Raw genomic sequence first — 17,771 nt, forward strand, 5'->3', positions numbered from 1 at the left:
AGCCCCCGTCCGACGATCCTGCTGAACCTAACGGCGCCGCTCCGGCAGGACGGAGGCGGCAGCCCGACAGATGCTAGGCCGCAGCCCTCGGCGTGACCTCGGCGCGGATCCGCGCTCCGGCCTCCTGCTCCGCAACTTCCAGCTCATGGGCCTTCTGGAGGTTGAGCCAGAAGGCCGGCGTGGTGCCGAAGTGCCGGGCCAGGCGCAGCGCCGTCTCCGCCGTGATGGCGCGCCGCCCGCCCAGGATGGCTGTGATGCGGTTGGCCGGCACGCGCAGCGCGAGGGCCAGCGCATGGGCCGACAGGCCGAGCGGCTCCAGGAACTCGTGCCGCAACACCTCGCCGGGGTGGACGGGGTCCAGGCGTCCGCCGCTGTCCACCCCGGCCAGGTCCACGCGACCGGCATCGAGGTCGCTCCGGGAAATCGGCCCGGTGGTCTTCCCTCGGGGCCTCACGCGTGTCGTCATGGCGAGCCTCCTCAATGGTAGTCCACGATCTCGACCTCATGCGGGCCGTCGTCGCGCCAGATGAAGACCAGGCGCCACTGCCCGTTGATCCGGATGGAGTGCTGGCCCGCGCGGTCGCCGCGCAGTGCCTCCAGCCGGTTACCGGGCGGCACACGCAGATCGTCCAGCCGTTCGGCCGCATCCAGCATGGCCAGCTTGCGGCGCGCCGCCTGGGCCAGGTCCCGTGCCATGCCGCGAGGCAGGCCGCCCTGGAAAACGAGCGCGGTCGCCTTGTCGCCGAAGCTCCGGATCACGACGGTACGTAGCGCGTTATACGTGGAACATCAAGCGTAATGTCTCGGGCGGCGGACCGGCCACCGGCGCGGTGGGCATTCGCCAGCCAGGGGTCCGTCAGCCGGGTCCAGTTCGCTGCGGAGATGACCGGCAGGATGGCGCCGTCAATCTCCGGACGGCCGGGCGTGGCCTGGGGGATGAGGAGCCAGAGGCTGGGCGGGCCGCCCGAGGCGCCGGAGGCCTGCGAGAACTCATCCAGCATGGTCATCAGGTCGTAGCGGGCGATGAGACCGGGGCGGGTCAGCAGGGCCGGTTGGCGGAGGGCGAGGACCTCTTTCGCCACGCGCGGCGCAGCCTCAGCGGCAAGTCGGAGCAGGTTCTTGAAGTCGGTGCTGTCACGCGCGGCGGCGTCGGCTGTGAGCGCCTTCGGCCAGGCAATGCGGCGTTCCTCGGCCCGGGTCCGCATGGCGTGGAGCATCAGGCGTTCGAGGCTGACGACCTCTCGGGGGAAGCGGCGCAGAAGTTCGGTCTCGGCGTCGCGGGCGCGGCGGGGCTCGACGGTCAGGGCCAGGAACACGCCCTTCTCGGCCGCAAAGACGATCTTGTCCTCGATTGCCCGAGCGGCAAGGACATCAGGGGTCGCCTCCTGTGCCGGAGCGAAGGTGGCGTGGCGGATCAGTGTCGCGGTGCCGCTGCCGCTGTCGGCAATGGAACGGCTGTAGTAGCCCACACCGTCCTGGCCGGCGTCGCGCCAGTCGACCTCAGCACCAGCTTCCTCCAGCAGGGCATCGAGGTCAGGGCGGAGCGGCAGATCCTCGGCCTCCGGAAAGCGACCGCGGACGCGGGCGCGCAGCTCTCCTTGGCTGAGGGCACGTATGTTGGCGAGCGTGCCGAGGGCCAGCTTCAGTGCCCCGAGCGCCTTCATGCCACGCGGGTAGAGCTCGCCACGCGCGGAGAGGGCGGCGCTGGCCGAGACGGCCATGGCGAGGCGCAGCCGGCGCTCCGCCGTCAGCGCGCTGGCGCGTTCCGGGACGGGGACGACGCCGAGCTCGTCGTCCACCCTGCCGGGGCTCGGCAGCGGGGTCTCAGCGGCGAGCTTGTCCGCGGCGCGTCCGAGGCGTCGTGCATACTCGGCATTCTCCGGCGACGCGGAGACGAGGACGGCCGAGGCTTCCGGCTTCACCTCAGCGTAGGAGATAAAGCGGGTCGGGGTGACGGAAGCCTCGAGTTCGACGGCGGCGCGGATCGTCGCGCGCGCGCGTCGCATGCGCTCCTTGTCGTCTTCCCGGACCGAGCCGCGGGAGCCGAGGAGCTGCACCGCAAGTTCGTCGACAGTGGCGACGCCCCCTGCCCTCTCGATCAGGGTGCTGAGCTCGCCCCGGACGGCGTTCAGGTCGGCGCTCTTGTGCCAGCGGGTTCTGGCCGCTTCGAGGGCTTCGGCCACGGCGCCGCGGGACGTTCCGACGGCGGCGGCCACTTGGCCAGCACTGGCCCAGAACACCGCGTCGTCGTCGATGCCGAGGTAGTAGGCGAGGATGCGGTCCTCGGGGCGGTCATCGCCGGCCGGGCGACGCGGGAGCAGCTGCTCTGCCAGTCGGTCCAGGGTGGCCCGGCCGCCGTCGTCTTCGGTGATGCCGCCGGGGACGAGGTCGCGGCGCAGCTCAGCGAGGCGCTTAGCGCGTTCGCGGATCTCCTTCCGGATGCGGTCGCCGACGCCGGTGAGGTAGCGGAACTGGAGGCGGGGCACGCCCAGGAGTTGGTGGACGGTATGGATTCCCATCTGGTCCAGCACCGCACGCGCCTCGACCCCGTAGCCGACCTCGGCGATGCTGCTGGTCCGATCCAGGCGAGGGGCGATCACCTCGATGCTATCGGCCGCGGTGGCCGCGCGATCCATCGGCGAGAAGGCCGACCGCCAGGCCCGCAGCATCTCCTCCGCATTTCCGAACCGCTCGGCAGGGTCGCGGCGCAGGGCACGCCGGAAGAAAGCCTCCAGGCCGTCGCGTAAGGCCGGGTCGAAGCGGTCGACGGCGATTGTCGCCTCGTCCTCGATGAAGCGGGCCTCGGTCAACCCGTCCCCGAAGGTGGGCGGTGTGCCGACCAGCATCTCGTGGAGTGTAATTGCCGCAGCATAGCGCTCAGCGTGGAGGTCCCAGCGCGGCGGGCGGCGGTCAACGAGGAACGGGTCGAGGTAGGGCCTGGTGCCAGCCGTGACGTTCTCCAGCGGCGCCCGCGACAGGGAGAAGTCGAAGAGCACGAGCCGGTAGGCTCCAGTCGCTACGGCCTTCGCTATGCCGATGTTGTCGGGCTTGACGTCGCGATGGGCGACACCGTCCTGCTCGAGGTACTCGACGGCCGAGAGGAGGTGCTCGCCGAAGCGCCGCATGAGGTCGAGCGAGAGTGGATCGCCGCCGCGGATCCACTGGGCGAGCGTGCGATCGCCGGCACGCTCCATGAGGATGGCCGGCCGCCCGGCGATGGTGGTGTCGGCGACAAACCTGACAATGTTGGGGTGACGAAGAGGGCGCAGGACGTCGGCTTCGGCCCGGATGCGATCGGCATGCGCATCGTCGAGGGCGACCTTCAGGACGAATTCCTCGCCAGTTGCCTCCTGCTCGACCAGGAAGGCGTAGGCGCTGCCGCCCTGCCCGAGCCGGCGCTTGATCACGAGGCCGCCTTCCAGGTGGTCGCCGGGCGCTGCCGTCGCGGGATCCGTGACAAAGACCGGCATGGGTTCCTGAGGGGCGGCTTCCCGCTCCGCTTCGGCCAGATACTCCAGGAACTCGCGTGCATCGCGCGGCCTGTCGCGCACCACTGGGGTGGTAGCGGCCCGCACCATCTCCTCAAGCCAACGCCCGACGCCGTTCATGGCGCCAGACAGGAGCAGGCCGTTCCCCTCCCGGAGCTTGGCCGGAAGCTCAAGCGGGCTCCCGGCCGGCGGTCGGCCGGAGAGGAGGTGGTACGCAATCGCGCCGAGCGAGAAGACGTCGGCCTGAGCGGCGCCGACGTCCGCGGCCGTCGCGGCCTCGGGCGCGAGATAGATCTTGGAGGGGTCGGTTATGTGGTCTTCGACGTGCAGGGTCCCGGCCGTCATCATGGCGCCCGCGGTGCTTCCCTCGGCTCGGCTGGCAACCTGCCAGTTGGTGACCTGAAGACGAGGGGAGGCGCCGTCAGCATCCCGGACGAGGACGCTCTGCGGCGCCAGGCCGCGGTGGTAAAGCCGCTTCCCGTGCGCGTAAGCCATCGCCTCGCCCAGCTGCCGGACGAGATCCAGGCGCTCGGCGAGGGCCAGCTTCTCGAGACGCCGAGACATGAAGCGGTCCAGGCGAAGCGCGTCCGGGTCGTACTCGAACACGAGCGCTGGTCCCAGCTCGGCCTCGCGGTAGTCGAGGACGCGCTGGATGCCCTGGTGCTCCAGGCCCTCCAAGACGCGGGACTCGCGCTGGGCGGTGCGCGCTAGGCGGTCCCGTGCCTCAGGCGTGGTGGCGCGCGCGTAGGGATAGATCCGAATCCGGCGCTTGACGCCCGTGGCCGCGTGCCGCGCAGCGAAGTCCTGCCAGTTGTCGCCCTCGCCGAGGAGCTGTTCGAGTTCGTAGTCGCCGACCCTCCGTCCACGTCCCGGTGGTCGAACGCCGGCCTGCTCCAGAGCCTTTGTGATTTGCCGTGCTGCCGTAGAATCAACCGCCGCTCGACGCCCAAAGCCGAGCTCATCCGCGCGCAGCAACGTGCCGATAACGCCGGGGTCGTCGGGCTTGCCGGGCTCCCCTCGCAGGACAACACGCTTCGCCGTGCCGGGGTCCAGGGCCGGGCGTTGGCTCACCTTGGAGAGGAAGATCAACGGCTCCACCCAGGGTGTGATGCGAGCACCGTGGCGGCCGCTGAGAGCCTCCTGACGGCGTAGGACGGAGGCGAGGCGCTTGGCTTTCCGGTTGGCGAGCGGAAGTGGGTTGTCGGTGGCGACCTCCCGCCCTTCGGTCCGCCACGTCCAACTGTAAGCATCACCACGGACGCTTCCTGGCCGGGACTTCGCCTCAATAAGAATCAGGCAGGCAGGTGTGAGGACCAGGGCATCGACCTCGTTGACCCTCCCTTCGTCATCGATGAATTCGAAGTTCGACCAAGCGCGCCACGGTTCGTGGTCCGGCAGATTGTCGCGCAAGAAGTCGAGGGCTTCCCTCTCCCACTCAAAAGCCGACTGGCTGACAGCGCTCCAGCGGGGCGACTTCATCGTCTGGGGAAGCTCCACATTAGCTGCTTTTCCATCTTAGCCGAGGGTACTTGCTTAGGCAGTCCCCTTACTGGAGAGCCCGCGTCATCAGTGGCGGAGACCGCCTTGTTCTCCGCCATTGCCTATAGGTCGAGCCGCGCCGTGGCATTTAGGGGAGGTGCAGCTGATGAAGGTCGAGCCGTTGGCGCCAGTGCGTTCGACCAGCTGGCCGGTGATGCACGTCGGGCATTGCCACAAACGTTGGCCATCGACCGTTTCGAACTGGACGTCTTCGCCGGCGATGTCACAAAGCTCCTTGATGTACCGGGAGGGTGCGATCCGGTTATAAAGAATGAACGTGCCTCGGCTAGCGCGGGTCAGCGCTACGTAAAATAGACGCCGCTCTTCCGCGTATTGAAATGTCTCGGGTCGCGGGATGACGAGGTTGAGCAGTTCGTCGTCCTCGATGCGACTAGGCACGCCGTAATCGCCTTCGCTGACGTCGAGTAGGATCGTGTAGTCCGCCTCCATTCCCTTCGACCGGTGGAACGACAGGCCGTGCACCTCGATGTTATCGAATGTGGGCGGCCGTCCGTGGAACGGATCGAGCAGGTTGTAGCGCCACAATACAAGCACCTTGAGCCGATCACCGCCGTGCTTGTGCCACAGCGCTGGGTTGCCGCCGAGGAAGGTTTCCAGCCGATTAAGCACATTGAAGCACGCATCGCGGAAGTTGCGCTTGTTACGCTCGACACTAACCGGGATGGCCCGAATTGACCGCGGAATGGCCGGACGAGACGACTTTACCGTCTTGGTCAGTTGTGCTGGGTTCCTTTGAATGAACTTGGCGGCGGAGTCGGCGAGCATCTGGTTGCAGCGGTAGGTTCTCTCCAGGCGTCCTTGCCAAGAGGCACCGAAGTTTGCCTCGAACTGGGTGAAGATCGTGATGTCCGATCCGGTGAACCGGTAGATTGATTGCCAGTCGTCGCCAACGGCGAATAACTTGGTGAATGGCTTCTGGTGTTTGAGCGCCTTGATCAGGTTGGCACGAGGGTCCGAGATGTCCTGAAACTCGTCGACGAGGATCAGCGAATAGGGGCTGCGGTACCGTCCTGTCTCGACCAGCCTGACCGCATCGCCGATCATTGAATCGAAGTCAATGCGCTTCTGTTCTTCCAGCTTGCGCGTGTAGGCCTCGGTGATGAGCCAAACAACCTTGGCGAAGCGCTCTGCGCGATTACGATCCCGCAGCGACTTGGCCTTCTCCATCAGCATGTCGAGCGTGAGCCGGCTGGCCCGAATGTGCTTGATGCAGACGCCGATAATCTTGTGGTAGTGGGTCACCACCACTGGTGCGATCGCCTTCAAGACCTCGTCGTACGGCTTGTCGAGCAGGGGGATCTCGCGCTTCTCAAGCTCGGCCCGAAGCCGCTCCAGCAGCGAACCGTCGGATGATTGCGCGGAGGTCGTCTCAAAGAAGTCGGCATTAATCCTCGCGTAGCCCAACCGCTTCAGCACCGTATGAGCGGCATAGTTTGGAAAGGGGGAGCTCCCGTCGGCATTGATCGCAAAGTGCTCGTGTACTGTATTAGTGTTCGGATAATAGAAATCAGGATGAACGTAACGAACGCTTCCGTCTTCATCCCGCGTCTGCATCTGCCGCTCATATTCGAACTCAACCGAATGGCGCCACAACCAGTTGGCTATGCTCTGCTCCTGCAGCGATTTAACGTAGACCCCAGCAAGAGTGCAGATCCCGCTGCCCCGCTTGCCGTTGGCGTCGGCGATGTAGCGTACATAGTCTTCTGGGGTGTCGAACTCTGCAGCTGGGATGTCAGCCTTGGGGTAGAGCGTCAGAAGATCGACCCATAGGCTGCGGAAGTCGACGTCAGTGTCGGTTAGTTCGCGAATTATGCTGTTTATGAAGCGTACTTCGCCGGTGGCGTTCTCGACCCAGTTCGCAAGCTGCGGTGGCTTGCCCTCGACCTCCTTGATGATGCCGAGGCCGAGCGCGTGGAATGTGGTGACACGGCATTCCAGCTTGGCCGTGTCCAAACCGAGCTGCCGCGCGATCCGCTCCTTCAGTTCATCGGCCGCGTTCTTGTTGAACGCTAACACCAAGATCTCGGACGGCCCGTGAACTCTCTTCTCTAAGACATAGGCGACCTTACCAACCATGGTCGCAGACTTGCCCGATCCCGCGGATGCGACAAGGAGGTTGCTGTCCTCCAACCGGATGCAGGCCTCGCGCTGCTCATCGGACAGAGAGATTCCGCTGAGGTTATCGAAGAAGCGCTCGAAGACGCGCATCTCGTGGACGACGAATGTCTCGTTGTAGCGCCTGCGCTCGTTCGGATCGGTCAGCATCCTAAACGATGTCGGCAGATGCGTCCGCACGCCGACGGGTATCAGAGCTGCGTCGAATAGCGGGTGTACCAGCGCCTGCGAGACGCTTCCCGGCACGGCAGCGATGGCTCGGCTGATGTCCGACTGGGCGAGATATTGACGCTTGGCACTGACAATCGAGCCAATGGCCGTGTCGACCTCTTTAAGCTGCTGCTTATTGCGGTCGATGAGGTTGGAAAGATGTAGGTTGACGAACGCGAGCACATCGGTCTGAAGGCGCTGAGCACCTTTACCGGAAAGGCCGGTAAGCGTGTCCAGGCGCGTGGCCGTGCGGATCTCAACGGAGTGCCAGAGCAACGCCTTGGTGACGGTGACGGCAGTGATGCCCATGCTGGGGATGTCGTTATCAGCACCGAAGCGCAGGCGGTCGCAATGCGATCGGTCCAGCGTCAGCTTCCAGTTGTTCATTAGAAACAGCTTGGCCCACAGGCTAGGGCCGTACGTGCGAGACCGGGCGAACATCACTACACGTTAGACTTTTCCGATTGGTTCTTTCAGCGATTTTTCTTCGCAAGCGTCTGGGCACCGTGCTCGTCCGTCGTGTCGCCAACGGTGTCGTCCAGCTTGGGGACCTGTAGCAGATCCATGCCTAGCGCGAACATGCATTAGGCGAAGATCGAGGTGTCTCCTCGAGACCAAACCGCTCTGCCCCTACGCCACTCGGCGATGGCGTCCGATCGCGCGAGTGGTCTAGCTGCTTATCCCTTCCGCTTGGCGGCCTAGTGCCAGACAACGAGCGGCAATAACAGAGCACGTGCAGGCCCAAGATGAAGGTAGCGGCCCCCCTTCCCACTAGTGCCCGACAATCTGCGATGGCTTCAGCGCCGCCTGGACACCGCAGCTCCCTTCCGCCGCTGAAGCGCCGCCAGCATGTCCGGCTGGGCGGGCCCGCTTGGTTGAGGTGCCACAGCTTCAGCGCGCAGGCTGTAGAGCCGAGGGCTGCCTGCTCCCTCCAACACGCGTAGCGCGGCTCTGCGGTCGAGCATACCATCGCGGGCGTCATCCTGGCTGACTGAGGACAGAACGCAGGTGATGCAGGCGGTCCGGCAGATCTCGTGGTGTGCGTCGGACCGCCGCAGGACCCGATGTGTCGCAGCGAGCCATTCTTTGCTTCGTCGGAACATCTCTGCCATGTGTCCGCCGCCGTGTCCGACAGCGTCGAACACGCGAACGACCCAGCGCCCAGTCGCAATCGGGTCGACCGCCATTCGGATCTCGCGCTGGTCTAACTCAAGCATCTCGGCACCCGCCTGGGCCAGAGCATGGCCCAGGGTCGTTAGACTAACCGGATCGGTACCCGAGACGTCAGTGAACTCGAAGCGTACCAAATCGGTGAATTGGCGGGCCGCAAAGGTCACGTTGCGGAGGACTGAGGCTTGGCCGATGGCCCCGCTGCAAGGTTTGCCACTTGCTCGGTAGAGAGGCACGTGCCGCTCGAAGCCAGAGGGTAGCTTTTTGGCTCCCTCACCCTTGGCCATCTCCTCAGAATCCGCGTAGCCGCAGGCCGTGCACAGTGCGAAGCCCAGATCGCCCCGCCCGGCGTTGGCCGCGACGAGCTCCACGTTCTCGAGGAAGGAGGCGTCTAGCCCGGGAAGGCCGCCGTAATCGTGCTCCGACATGGTGGAGCGGCCCGCGGCATGATTGATGATGAGTTCAACCGCGCCTACGCGCTGCCGCTGGCCAAACCAAGACGGGGCGTCGGACGCGGCTGTGGCGTAGCCATATCGTGGAACGAGCAGGCGCTCCGGCCACTTGCGCATTCGGGCGCTGCAACCGTCCACGCCACACCGATCGTCGGGCGCCTCAAGGACAGTCAGGCACTTTGAGTGGCCATCGTCGCATTGATGGCGCCAGAGTGTGACGCCAACCATGTCATCCTGGTCACTGCCCCATGCGCGCTGAACGCCCTGGGATCGAACGAACTGGCCGCCGACAATGACCACCGAGCCGGGAACGTACTCGGCTACGGCAACTGTGCCGTCGCGCTGCAGCTTGAAACGGTTGGCCCCCTCCTTGCCGACGTTCACGACAAGCGAGTTCAGGCCAATGGGGAAGCCATAGCGGGGCAAGAACTTGCGGTTTCCCAGCTCTTCGACGACGGTGGCCTCGCGGAGCTCCCTCGCCTGTCGCGCAAGGGCATTCATTCTGAACTTGGCTGAGCTGGTGCCGCTTGCCCCTTCTGCGCGCCACTGATCGACGACACGACGGAAGTCTGCCTTCCACTCGCCGACGGACACCGAGAAGCGTTCGACGACCCCGTCGGCAAAGGTCCGCCAGTCCGCGGCTTGGCGTTCGAACCCCGTCCCGGCCGCAAGCAGGGCCGCCCTTCGGCGGATCTCCCCGCCTTCTGCGGCAAGGTGCTCCACAAAGTGGACGAACTCGGATGCGAGATCTGGCTCCGCCCCGCGGTCCCACCATGGCTCTGGTCGCCGCATGCCTATCGGGATCGGTGTCGCGGGCTGGATCTCCACCGGACCGATGGCACCCTCCTCCAGGTAGGGGGGCCTGGGCACTCCGCAGAAGGCGCCGATCTTCCCGAAGGCGTCCATGGCTCCAGCCTTAGCGTCGAGTGGGCGAATCGCCTGGAAGAACTCACCAAGCAGCATGGCCTGCAGGTGGCGCCGCGCGATGCCCTCTCGCTCCAGCATCACGTTGGCACGCCGCAGCTCCCGCCGGAAGAAAGACTGGAAGTCGTCGAAGGCCGCTTGGTCGTAAGGGCGGCGGCGCGCGAAGGTGCAAACGATGGACGCGCCATCCGTCCGGCGTCCGGCCCGTCCACCTCGCTGGAGGTAGTTGGCGAGCCCTGGCGGCATATTCGCCATCAGCACCCCACAAAGGCCGCCAATGTCGATGCCGACCTCCATCGTGGTGGTGGCGCTCAGGATGTTGCGAATTCCTTTCGAGAAGAGCTCCTGGAGCCGCCGGTTTTCTTCGGGTGAGAGCTGCGCAGAATGCTCGTCCGCCCAGAGCCCGATTCGAAACGCTTGGTCGTTGCGATATGCGTGCCGCGCGCGGGCAAGGCGCGGGTGACGGTCGAGCTCGTCCTGGCCAACCTTGGATAGACCGCCCTGAGACCCTCGGATTGGTGCGCAGCCCAGGACCGCCCTGGGCCAAACCGCGCCCGTCCTTGGGCACCGGTGCACCTCCTGGGGTGCCCGAAGCCCCAGTTCGAAGAAGCGGACGCGGAACGCGTCGACCACCGACCTGCCCACTCCACGCTCACCAAACTCCAACCAAGGCAGCGCGCTGTCCCGGGCGCACCCGGCGAGTTGGGCAAAAGCGGCTTCAAGGAGCGGCAAGGCGAGCGCCGCCGCCGCATCCGGCTCGATACCCGCAGCGCGCAGCACCGCAGTAGCGAAGCGCGTGCGCCGCGTCTCGCCGGGCCTGCCTGGCAGGAAGGAGGACATGGAGGGGCCGGGGGCCGCGAGCGACATCCAGACACCAACGGGATAGTAGGAGGCGGAGCGGTCCATCTCGCCGTCACCAAAGGTGACACAGCGGTTCATGCGAACAGTGTCGCACAGCCCCGCCAGGACCCCTGGCCATGCGCCCGCCAACGCCTCGCAGGCCGCTTCGTTAGGCATTAAGCCAGCCAGCCGATCAGGAAAGCTGAGCTCCTCCAAGCCGGGGAAGACCACCTCGGCTAGTCCCGTCGTCTCAAGGCTCAGGATGCTGGGCACCGCCACTGCAAACTCGCGCGCCAGAATAGTGTCCACTCTTTGTCTGACGTTGTCTCGATTGGTCTCCCACTCGCCTTGCGTCCAGTCCACGGACTTGTGGAACTGTCCCTTTTCGCGGTCGAAGAACTGAGCGGTAAGCGGGTGCGCCTTAAGCTGGGTCGACCAGAAGCGCATCGTGCCGCCAGCGGACGCGCCCCGCATGTCAGCGCGGCACGCTGCCAACTCCTGCTCGATAATCGTGCGCTCGCTACCCTCCGTTTCCTCGAGTTCTTCCAATAGGCGTCGCTCATGCTTCCTCAGCCTAGCCAGCTTGGCGTCGCTGAGCGACGCGCCCTGCAGGCAGTCAGCGATCATCGCGCGGCCCATCTGGATCTCGTGTGTGGCCGTCAGGGTTGGGCCGAGCCGAGCCGCTGAGGGGCGGCTATCGTTGAACGCGATAAGCCGTCGGCCGTCGGCCGGGCGCCACGCGCGATCCGCGCCCGCCCAGGGCGGCATCGACGCGAGCATGGTTTCAGCCGCCATGCCAAGCCCTGCCGTGTCCCCTAGCTGGACGAGGGCGAACTTCCCGTCCTCGCAGGTTGGGCATGCCTGGTGCGTTCTGAGTTTGGCGTGGGGCATCAGGGTCTCCCGTCGCCCGTCCGCCAGCTGGTACGGCTCCCAGGCGGGGTCCGCCGGGTCCGCCGGCCTCAGGAAGCGGACGGTGGAGGCCGCCTCGTCGTCGTCGTCCTCGAGGCGGTCGTCGTCCTCCCTCCAGTCGCGGGCGGGCCGAAACCGGTTGTCCCCAGAGTTGTAGAACGCGGCCATAAACCAGTCCCCGCACGATCGGCAACGGGCTAGGGGCAGGGTCTGCGTGCTGCAGGCCGGACACACTTCATGTCTGCTCGAGAGCACAGGCCCTGCGCCGGGCAGCCTGTAGCTGCTCGCGTGGGTGCAATCCGGGTTCACGCAGGTCATCGGCGCGACGGGGCTGCGCACGAGGAAGTGGATCTTATGGGGAAATAGCGGGAGCTCATTCGCGCTCCACCGGGCACGGGCCCCGAGGCGGAGCAGCCTCTCCGTCGCGCCTCTGGTCTCTGTGTCGCTCCGTCCCCAAAGCGCCGAGCTGAGCCGCCCTAGGGGGACGATGTCGCCGCCCGTGCTGGCACGCCACAGCTCGTCCTGCAGGCGATGCATCAAGGGCGCGCGCGCCAGGATCTCCGCGAGGGCGTTAGCCGGACGGGTCTGGTGCGCGGCAGCATCCAGGGCGCCCGGCCCGGCGAGCGCCCTGCCCTCTTCGGCCACCCGCGCGGCAAGCCCTGGATCCTCGACCAGACCGCCCTCATCCAGAAATGGCGTTGTGGGCAGAATATCGGGCACGTCCACAGGCGTGGGAGCGGCAGCTGGAGCGACGGTTTCCTTGAGCTGCGGGCGAGTCTTCTGCCCCTCGAGGACGTGCACGTCCGCCGCAGACCGCGAAAAAAGTGCGGCGCTGAACTCCTTGAGGTCTCCGCCCAGGGTGGCGGACGCGCCAAGCCACATGACATCTTCATGGCGGAGCCCGCAGCGCAGCAGGACACGGCGGAGAAGTAGCGCGATCTCTGCGGCGAGCGTCCCCGAGTAGAGATGCATCTCGTCCAGCACGATCACGCTCAGATCGCGCCCGAAGAACGGCGCGTCCTGCGGCCGGATGAGCATGTACTCGAGCATCGAGTAGTTGGTGACCAAGACGTCCGGCGGGTTTTCTCTGGCCTCTTTCCTGGTCCTGACCCTAGATCTGTCAAAGGGCGGGTAGTTGACCTTGTCTGCGGTCCTGGGGTCCTCTGGGGTTTCGCTGGTGAAGTGGAAGAGGCGGCACGCGTTCTGCCCCTTCATCCATCCGTGCAGGCGTTCCACTTGGTCATTGACCAGGGCGTTCATAGGGTAAAGCACAATGGCGCGGACGCCTTCCGCCCGCCCGGTGCGCGGACGCGAGTGGAGGTCGTTCAGTAGAGGCAGCAGGAAGGCCTCCGTCTTGCCCATACCGGTCCCGGCGCGGACCACTACCACTGGACGTGAGGGACCTGGCCGCTGCGCCAGCTCGATGGCGTCGCGCTGATGCTGGTAGAGGGGACGCCCAGTCATGGATCCGTCGACTCCGGCGAGCTGCTTCCGGAGTGCGGGCGCGAAGGAGCCATCCCTGACGAGATCGTCGATGCTCGCCCCCGAATCTGCGGCGGGGAAGATGCCCTCGACGAAGAGCTCGCTAGCCGAGCCGCCGCCCCTGTCTTCGCCCCGCCAAACCTGGCGCACGCGCTCTTGGAGTGCGGGGTCGCGCATGTACGCATCGGCGGACGCGACGTCGACGAGGCGGTCCTGCATTTGTGCCCGGGTCCGGATTGCGTCGACCTGGAGGGACTTCTCGATTTCCAAGACGGAGCTCCTTCAGCGAATCAAAGTCGCTAAGCGGGCGAGCAGATGGACGGCCAGCCAGCGCCGGACCGGGGCGATGGTCAACGCCGTGGCAAGGTTCGGCTCCTGCCGCGGGGGCGTCGGTGCTGAGGCATTCGTCCAGGCCAGGGACGCGATGCTCCCCTCAGCCCTGGATGCCAGGAAGTTCTGGTCGAACCTGGTCGCTTCGAGAGCGCGGGCGAGCAGCGCCTGTTCCGCACCGGCGACCTCTCTCACGTCCGAAGGCAGCATGCGCAGAATTAGTGCCTCGATGAGGCGTTCCTGCTCTCGTCTAGGAACTGGCTGTAGGCCGTGCGCCACCACCCGGATTGTCGAGCAGGGCGCGTCGGCGGTGAGCCGCTCCAGGATTGCCCCACCCTTGCCCGCCGCTGATGCTGTCAGGAATTGCGCGACGAGCGCCTCCGCGAGGTTCGGACGCGGTGCCCAGGTACTGAGAAGGCGTCCGATGACGTGTGCGGAGGCGGCGTCCACGGACGCCCGGCAGAGGGCGAGGAGCCCCTTCGCGCTATCCGCCTGCAGGCGCGCAGCGGCGCTGGCTACCGCGGCGGGGGCGAGGATCGGCAAGCGCCCTGCCACGGCGAGGCGCAACGCCTCGGGGCCGTCCACCGCCTCGGCCAGGAAAGCTCCCACCGCGGCCGCATGGTCGCCGGCGGCCACGCTACCCCCGAGCCAAGCGGGACCGTGGAAGAGGCAGACGCCATCGACTCGCTGTGGCGGATGCTCAAAGGTGAACTCGGCGGAAGACGGCAGTTCCCTGGCGGGTACCAACTCGGAGATGCCTTCAGCGGACCACGCGAGTGCCTTGTGGCGCTCGGTCCAAGCTATTGGTGTCGCCAGACAGACCCGGACAACAGCATCATCCACCTCGCAGCCGACGACGACACCCGTGTCGGTCGCTGCCTCAGCCAGTGGGATCCCGGATCCGTTCAGGTTGAAGTGCCTGCGCTCAAGTCTGAGCGCCTCACCAAACCCGAACAGGCGTCCGGCCAGTCTAACGCCCTGCTCGCGGTAGACCGTAACGGGACGGGGCCCCTCGAAGACTGTCCATTCCTGGCCATCCGCATGGTCCGGTAGGCAGACCCAGAGCCTGGCCCGACCGTCCCGGCCAGTTTCGTAGGTTTTGGAGGGGTTGAGCGGCCGCCAGCCGCCCCCATCGTTCAGCGCGGCCCCGCCCGGCACCTGCCCGAGGAAGACCATGGCCGGGACGGTGACGCGCTCGCCTGCCAGGAAGCCGTCCACGCGCCCGCGGCGGCGCAACGCATCCAGGCCCGGAAGCAGTGCGAAGCCGGGGAAGCGCCACCCCTGGCCGTCGGGGTGTGCCACCAGGGACTGACCGCCGACCAACGCCCTGTGGGGGACGAAACCATCCGGGGGGCGCGGCAGCGCCAGGGCCGCGATCCCGCCCCAATACGCGGGCCCGCCGGAAAGGGACAGGCTGACCGCCAGATCAGGGACTGTCCTACGCGCCTCCGACTGATTCTCAGCCGTCCAGAGCACCTCGCCATTGCACGAGGCCGTGGCACCCTGGGGCAGGCCGGAGCGGAAGACCGCGAGAACATAGCTGTCGTCCAGACCGTGCTCCTCGTCCGCGGGCACTGAGAGTCGCAGGGATCGATGCAGCAGGAGGGCCACCCCGCCGCTCCGGGGTAGCGGTGACACGAAGGGGTCGAAGGCGTAGCCGCCGCGCACCCCTCCCAACGGGAACGCCATGATGTAGTCGTCGGCGGCCCAAAGCCGGATGGTGTGCGACGCTAGGACCTCCAAACCCCGCTCGACGCGCACAGGGCGCTCCGACGTTCCCCGCAGCCCCATCCGCACCCAGGGACGCTCCGCGTGCCAAGCGACCGAGCCGTCTTCCCTTACCAAGCCGCCAACGCGGAACTCGTCCGAGATCAGGGCCACTGGCCCAGGGGCGACTTGGAGTTGCTCCGGAAGCGACAGGCAGAAGGCCCCACCGTCGACGCCGAGGGATACCTGAAACCCTGCGAGCGACTGTCTGGCCGCCGCCCCGCGTGCTGCTGTTAGTCGAACCAGCGCGGCATCCGCGGCGGCTGGCGGCGCTTCAGCAGATACTTCCGGCTTGGGGACGAGGGCGGGTTCCGTCTGCTCGGCAATTTTGCGGGGCGACTCCTCCCATACGGTCTCGACACAGGCGCGGCACGCTTCGTCCACGGACCAGCCGGGCCACCATTCCGATTGCCGGGCGAGCGCCTCGACGGCGTCGCGCCCGACGAGGCCTCGGCGGTAGGACTGGAGGGTATTCCAGGTACAGGCGAAGGAGGCAGAGTGGTTGGTGCCGGGTGCCACGAGTTGACGGATCGCAACGGTAGGAAGGCTTTTGCCGAGCCAGCGGGGCAGCACCTCAATGTCTTTCCGCAGCAGCCCCGCCTGCAGGGTGAGCAGCGTCGACCAGGGGTCGGACCGGAAGGAAAAGGCCCGCCGTAGCCGCCAACAGGCCGCGACCTCGACCAGTCTGGAAAGAACTTTCCTCCTGACGGCCCGCTGGCTGTTGAAGATCCAGCCGCGCGCTTGCACTCCGCATGCCGCTAAGATGACTGCCCAGTGAGCGTCATCTGATCCCGCCGAGGTCCTGATGGCGGCGACGAAGGCGGCCAGCATAGTGAGCCCCTCCAGGATGCGGGGAGAACGTGCGCCCTGCCCCGCGCCCTCCGGGTGCTCGCCCGGAACCGCCACCGCCAGCCAGGCGAGCAGCTTCGTCTCGTCCTCCGGGCGCAGAATTTGCGCGAGTGATGCGCGCTCGTCGCCGGGTAGGGTCGCCAAGGCGTCTGCCAGCTGCCCGCCTGCCGTCACTGCGAAAGCGGCGTCCTCCGGAGACATCCCCTCCAGCGCGGCGACGCCCGGCCGCGGTCCTGGAAGCAAGGCGAGAGATTCCCTTAGAGCAGCCAGGGACATGGGGGGCGGGATGTCGGGATGCTCCGGCCGCCGATCTTCGACGCGGTCGCCGAGTTGCCGCCGCAGCTGCCAGGACGCTCTGCCGTCCGATACAAAGGTCTCGGCGTCGTCGGACATGGCCCGGTGCATGTCCCTGAGCGCCGCGTCCGAGCCGAGCCCCAAGGGGACGAGCTCCTCGAGGATCTCCGCCTCATTCATGGCTTGCCCGGCCTTCGCCAGGATTTCGGCGAGCGTCGCCCGTCTAGCGTCAGATGCCTTGAGGGGGCCCTCGAAAACCTGGTCGTTGTGGACGGTGAGGTTGGCGAAATGGGCCAGGGCGGCGACAGCGTCGGCGCTCAGGCCCGACGCGGCCCGGATTTCGGCCATTAGGGCCGACCGCCGTACACGCCCCTCGACGGCCTTCTCGAACCCCGCCGCGAGAGCGGCCACGTCCTCGTCCTGCCACGGCAACGCCGTGCGGCCACCCTGGAAGGGGCTGCCTACGGCGTCTAATGGGTCGAAGACGGGGCGCAGGTCGGGGTCCGCGTCCTCGCCGAGCCGCAGAAGAATAAGGAGCCATTCCGCATCACCCACGGGAAGAGCCCGCCGGATCCACTGCCGCTTTGCCTCCTCCCGCAGAACGCCATCCTCACGGGTGGCGGCGTCTAGGACCCGGACGGCGAGACGCGAGGCGTGGCACAGGAGCGCCAGTCCCAATGGGTGCCGGACGGCGCGCATCGAGACGAGCCTGTTCGTCAGACGCTCAACTGCCGCGGTCTCGATCTGCCGAACGCGCTCTCTGGTGACTTTAAGCGTGGCCCCCAAGGACTCCAGAGTTTCCCCTGACACTCTCCTTCGGAGCACGTCCCTATGTCGGACGTCGAGGCATGCCAGGAAGGCATCCTGGAGCTCGCCCAAAGGAAAAGCCTCCGCCTGCGCGCTCCCAAACGACAGAAAATTTCCGGCGAGCCAACGGGCCGTCGCCATCAGGGTGGCGTCCGCGTGAGGGCAGGAAGCCCGCCACCTATCGATCTCATTCTGCGGGGCGAAGCAGGCCCAGCGGAGGTCGCGTCCGGGGCCGTCGATAGGCAACGGGTCGATGCGCGTCGAGGACATCCTCGGCCCGACCTTGCGGTGTGCCAGGAACCCCATAGCGCGCCGCGCCGCGGGTTCGCTCCACGGGTCGGAAAGGGTGCGCTCCTCGGCGACCGTGCCGCCCTCGGGGATGTCCTCCTCCAGGCTGATCAGAGAGGCGTCGGGAGGGATATCCCACTGGGTGCCCAAAACCTGCGCCTCGGCAGAGACTAGACAGTCGACACCGAGTTCAGGATCCACGCCGCCCTCTTACTTTCCCAACGCCCAAGCGCCGGTCAGACCGGCCACGTTCAAGGACGGACACGTGACCACACCTGTGCTCTCG

General features: G+C 66.6%; 6 protein-coding genes. All 6 read right to left on the reverse strand.

Features of this window, described 5'->3' with window-relative positions; all coding sequences use genetic code 11:
- Positions 1 to 73: 73 nt before the first annotated feature.
- The 6 genes from BLR02_RS22915 to BLR02_RS22940 all read right to left on the reverse strand — a co-directional run bounded on the left by BLR02_RS22915 (position 74) and on the right by BLR02_RS22940 (position 17,686).
- The gene (locus BLR02_RS22915) at positions 74 to 454 is read right to left on the reverse strand and encodes a HigA family addiction module antitoxin (protein WP_342670591.1); all 381 of its coding nucleotides are present in this window, start codon (positions 452 to 454) and stop codon (positions 74 to 76) included.
- A gap of 23 nt (positions 455 to 477) precedes the next feature.
- On the reverse strand, positions 478 to 759 hold the full coding sequence (locus BLR02_RS22920) for a type II toxin-antitoxin system RelE/ParE family toxin (RefSeq protein ID WP_090664773.1): 282 nt from the start codon (positions 757 to 759) through the stop codon (positions 478 to 480).
- Positions 756 to 4,967: a BREX system serine/threonine kinase PglW gene (pglW, locus tag BLR02_RS22925; RefSeq protein ID WP_090664774.1), complete on the reverse strand. Its 4,212-nt coding sequence runs from the start codon at positions 4,965 to 4,967 to the stop codon at positions 756 to 758. Before pglW ends, BLR02_RS22920 begins: the two co-directional genes overlap by 4 nt.
- An 87-nt stretch (positions 4,968 to 5,054) precedes the next feature.
- Positions 5,055 to 7,760 carry a UvrD-helicase domain-containing protein gene (locus BLR02_RS22930; RefSeq protein WP_245704914.1) on the reverse strand — a complete coding sequence of 902 codons (2,706 nt, stop codon included), beginning with the start codon at positions 7,758 to 7,760 and terminating at the stop codon, positions 5,055 to 5,057.
- A 410-nt stretch (positions 7,761 to 8,170) separates the two neighbouring features.
- On the reverse strand, positions 8,171 to 13,420 hold the full coding sequence (locus BLR02_RS22935) for a DEAD/DEAH box helicase (RefSeq protein WP_090664776.1): 5,250 nt from the start codon (positions 13,418 to 13,420) through the stop codon (positions 8,171 to 8,173).
- 12 nt (positions 13,421 to 13,432) lie between these two features.
- Positions 13,433 to 17,686 (reverse strand): sigma factor-like helix-turn-helix DNA-binding protein, encoded by a 4,254-nt coding sequence (locus BLR02_RS22940; RefSeq protein ID WP_090664777.1) that lies wholly within the window; start codon positions 17,684 to 17,686, stop codon positions 13,433 to 13,435.
- Between the last annotated feature and the right edge of the window lie 85 nt (positions 17,687 to 17,771).

It is taken from the genome of Belnapia rosea (assembly GCF_900101615.1).
GTDB lineage: Bacteria > Pseudomonadota > Alphaproteobacteria > Acetobacterales > Acetobacteraceae > Belnapia > Belnapia rosea.

Coding starts and splice junctions, on each gene's coding strand:
- pglW (WP_090664774.1), bottom strand. CDS start 4,967: ATGAAGTCGCCCCGCTGGAGCGCTGTCAGCCAGTCGGCTTTTGAGTGG.
- BLR02_RS22930 (WP_245704914.1), bottom strand. CDS start 7,760: ATGAACAACTGGAAGCTGACGCTGGACCGATCGCATTGCGACCGCCTG.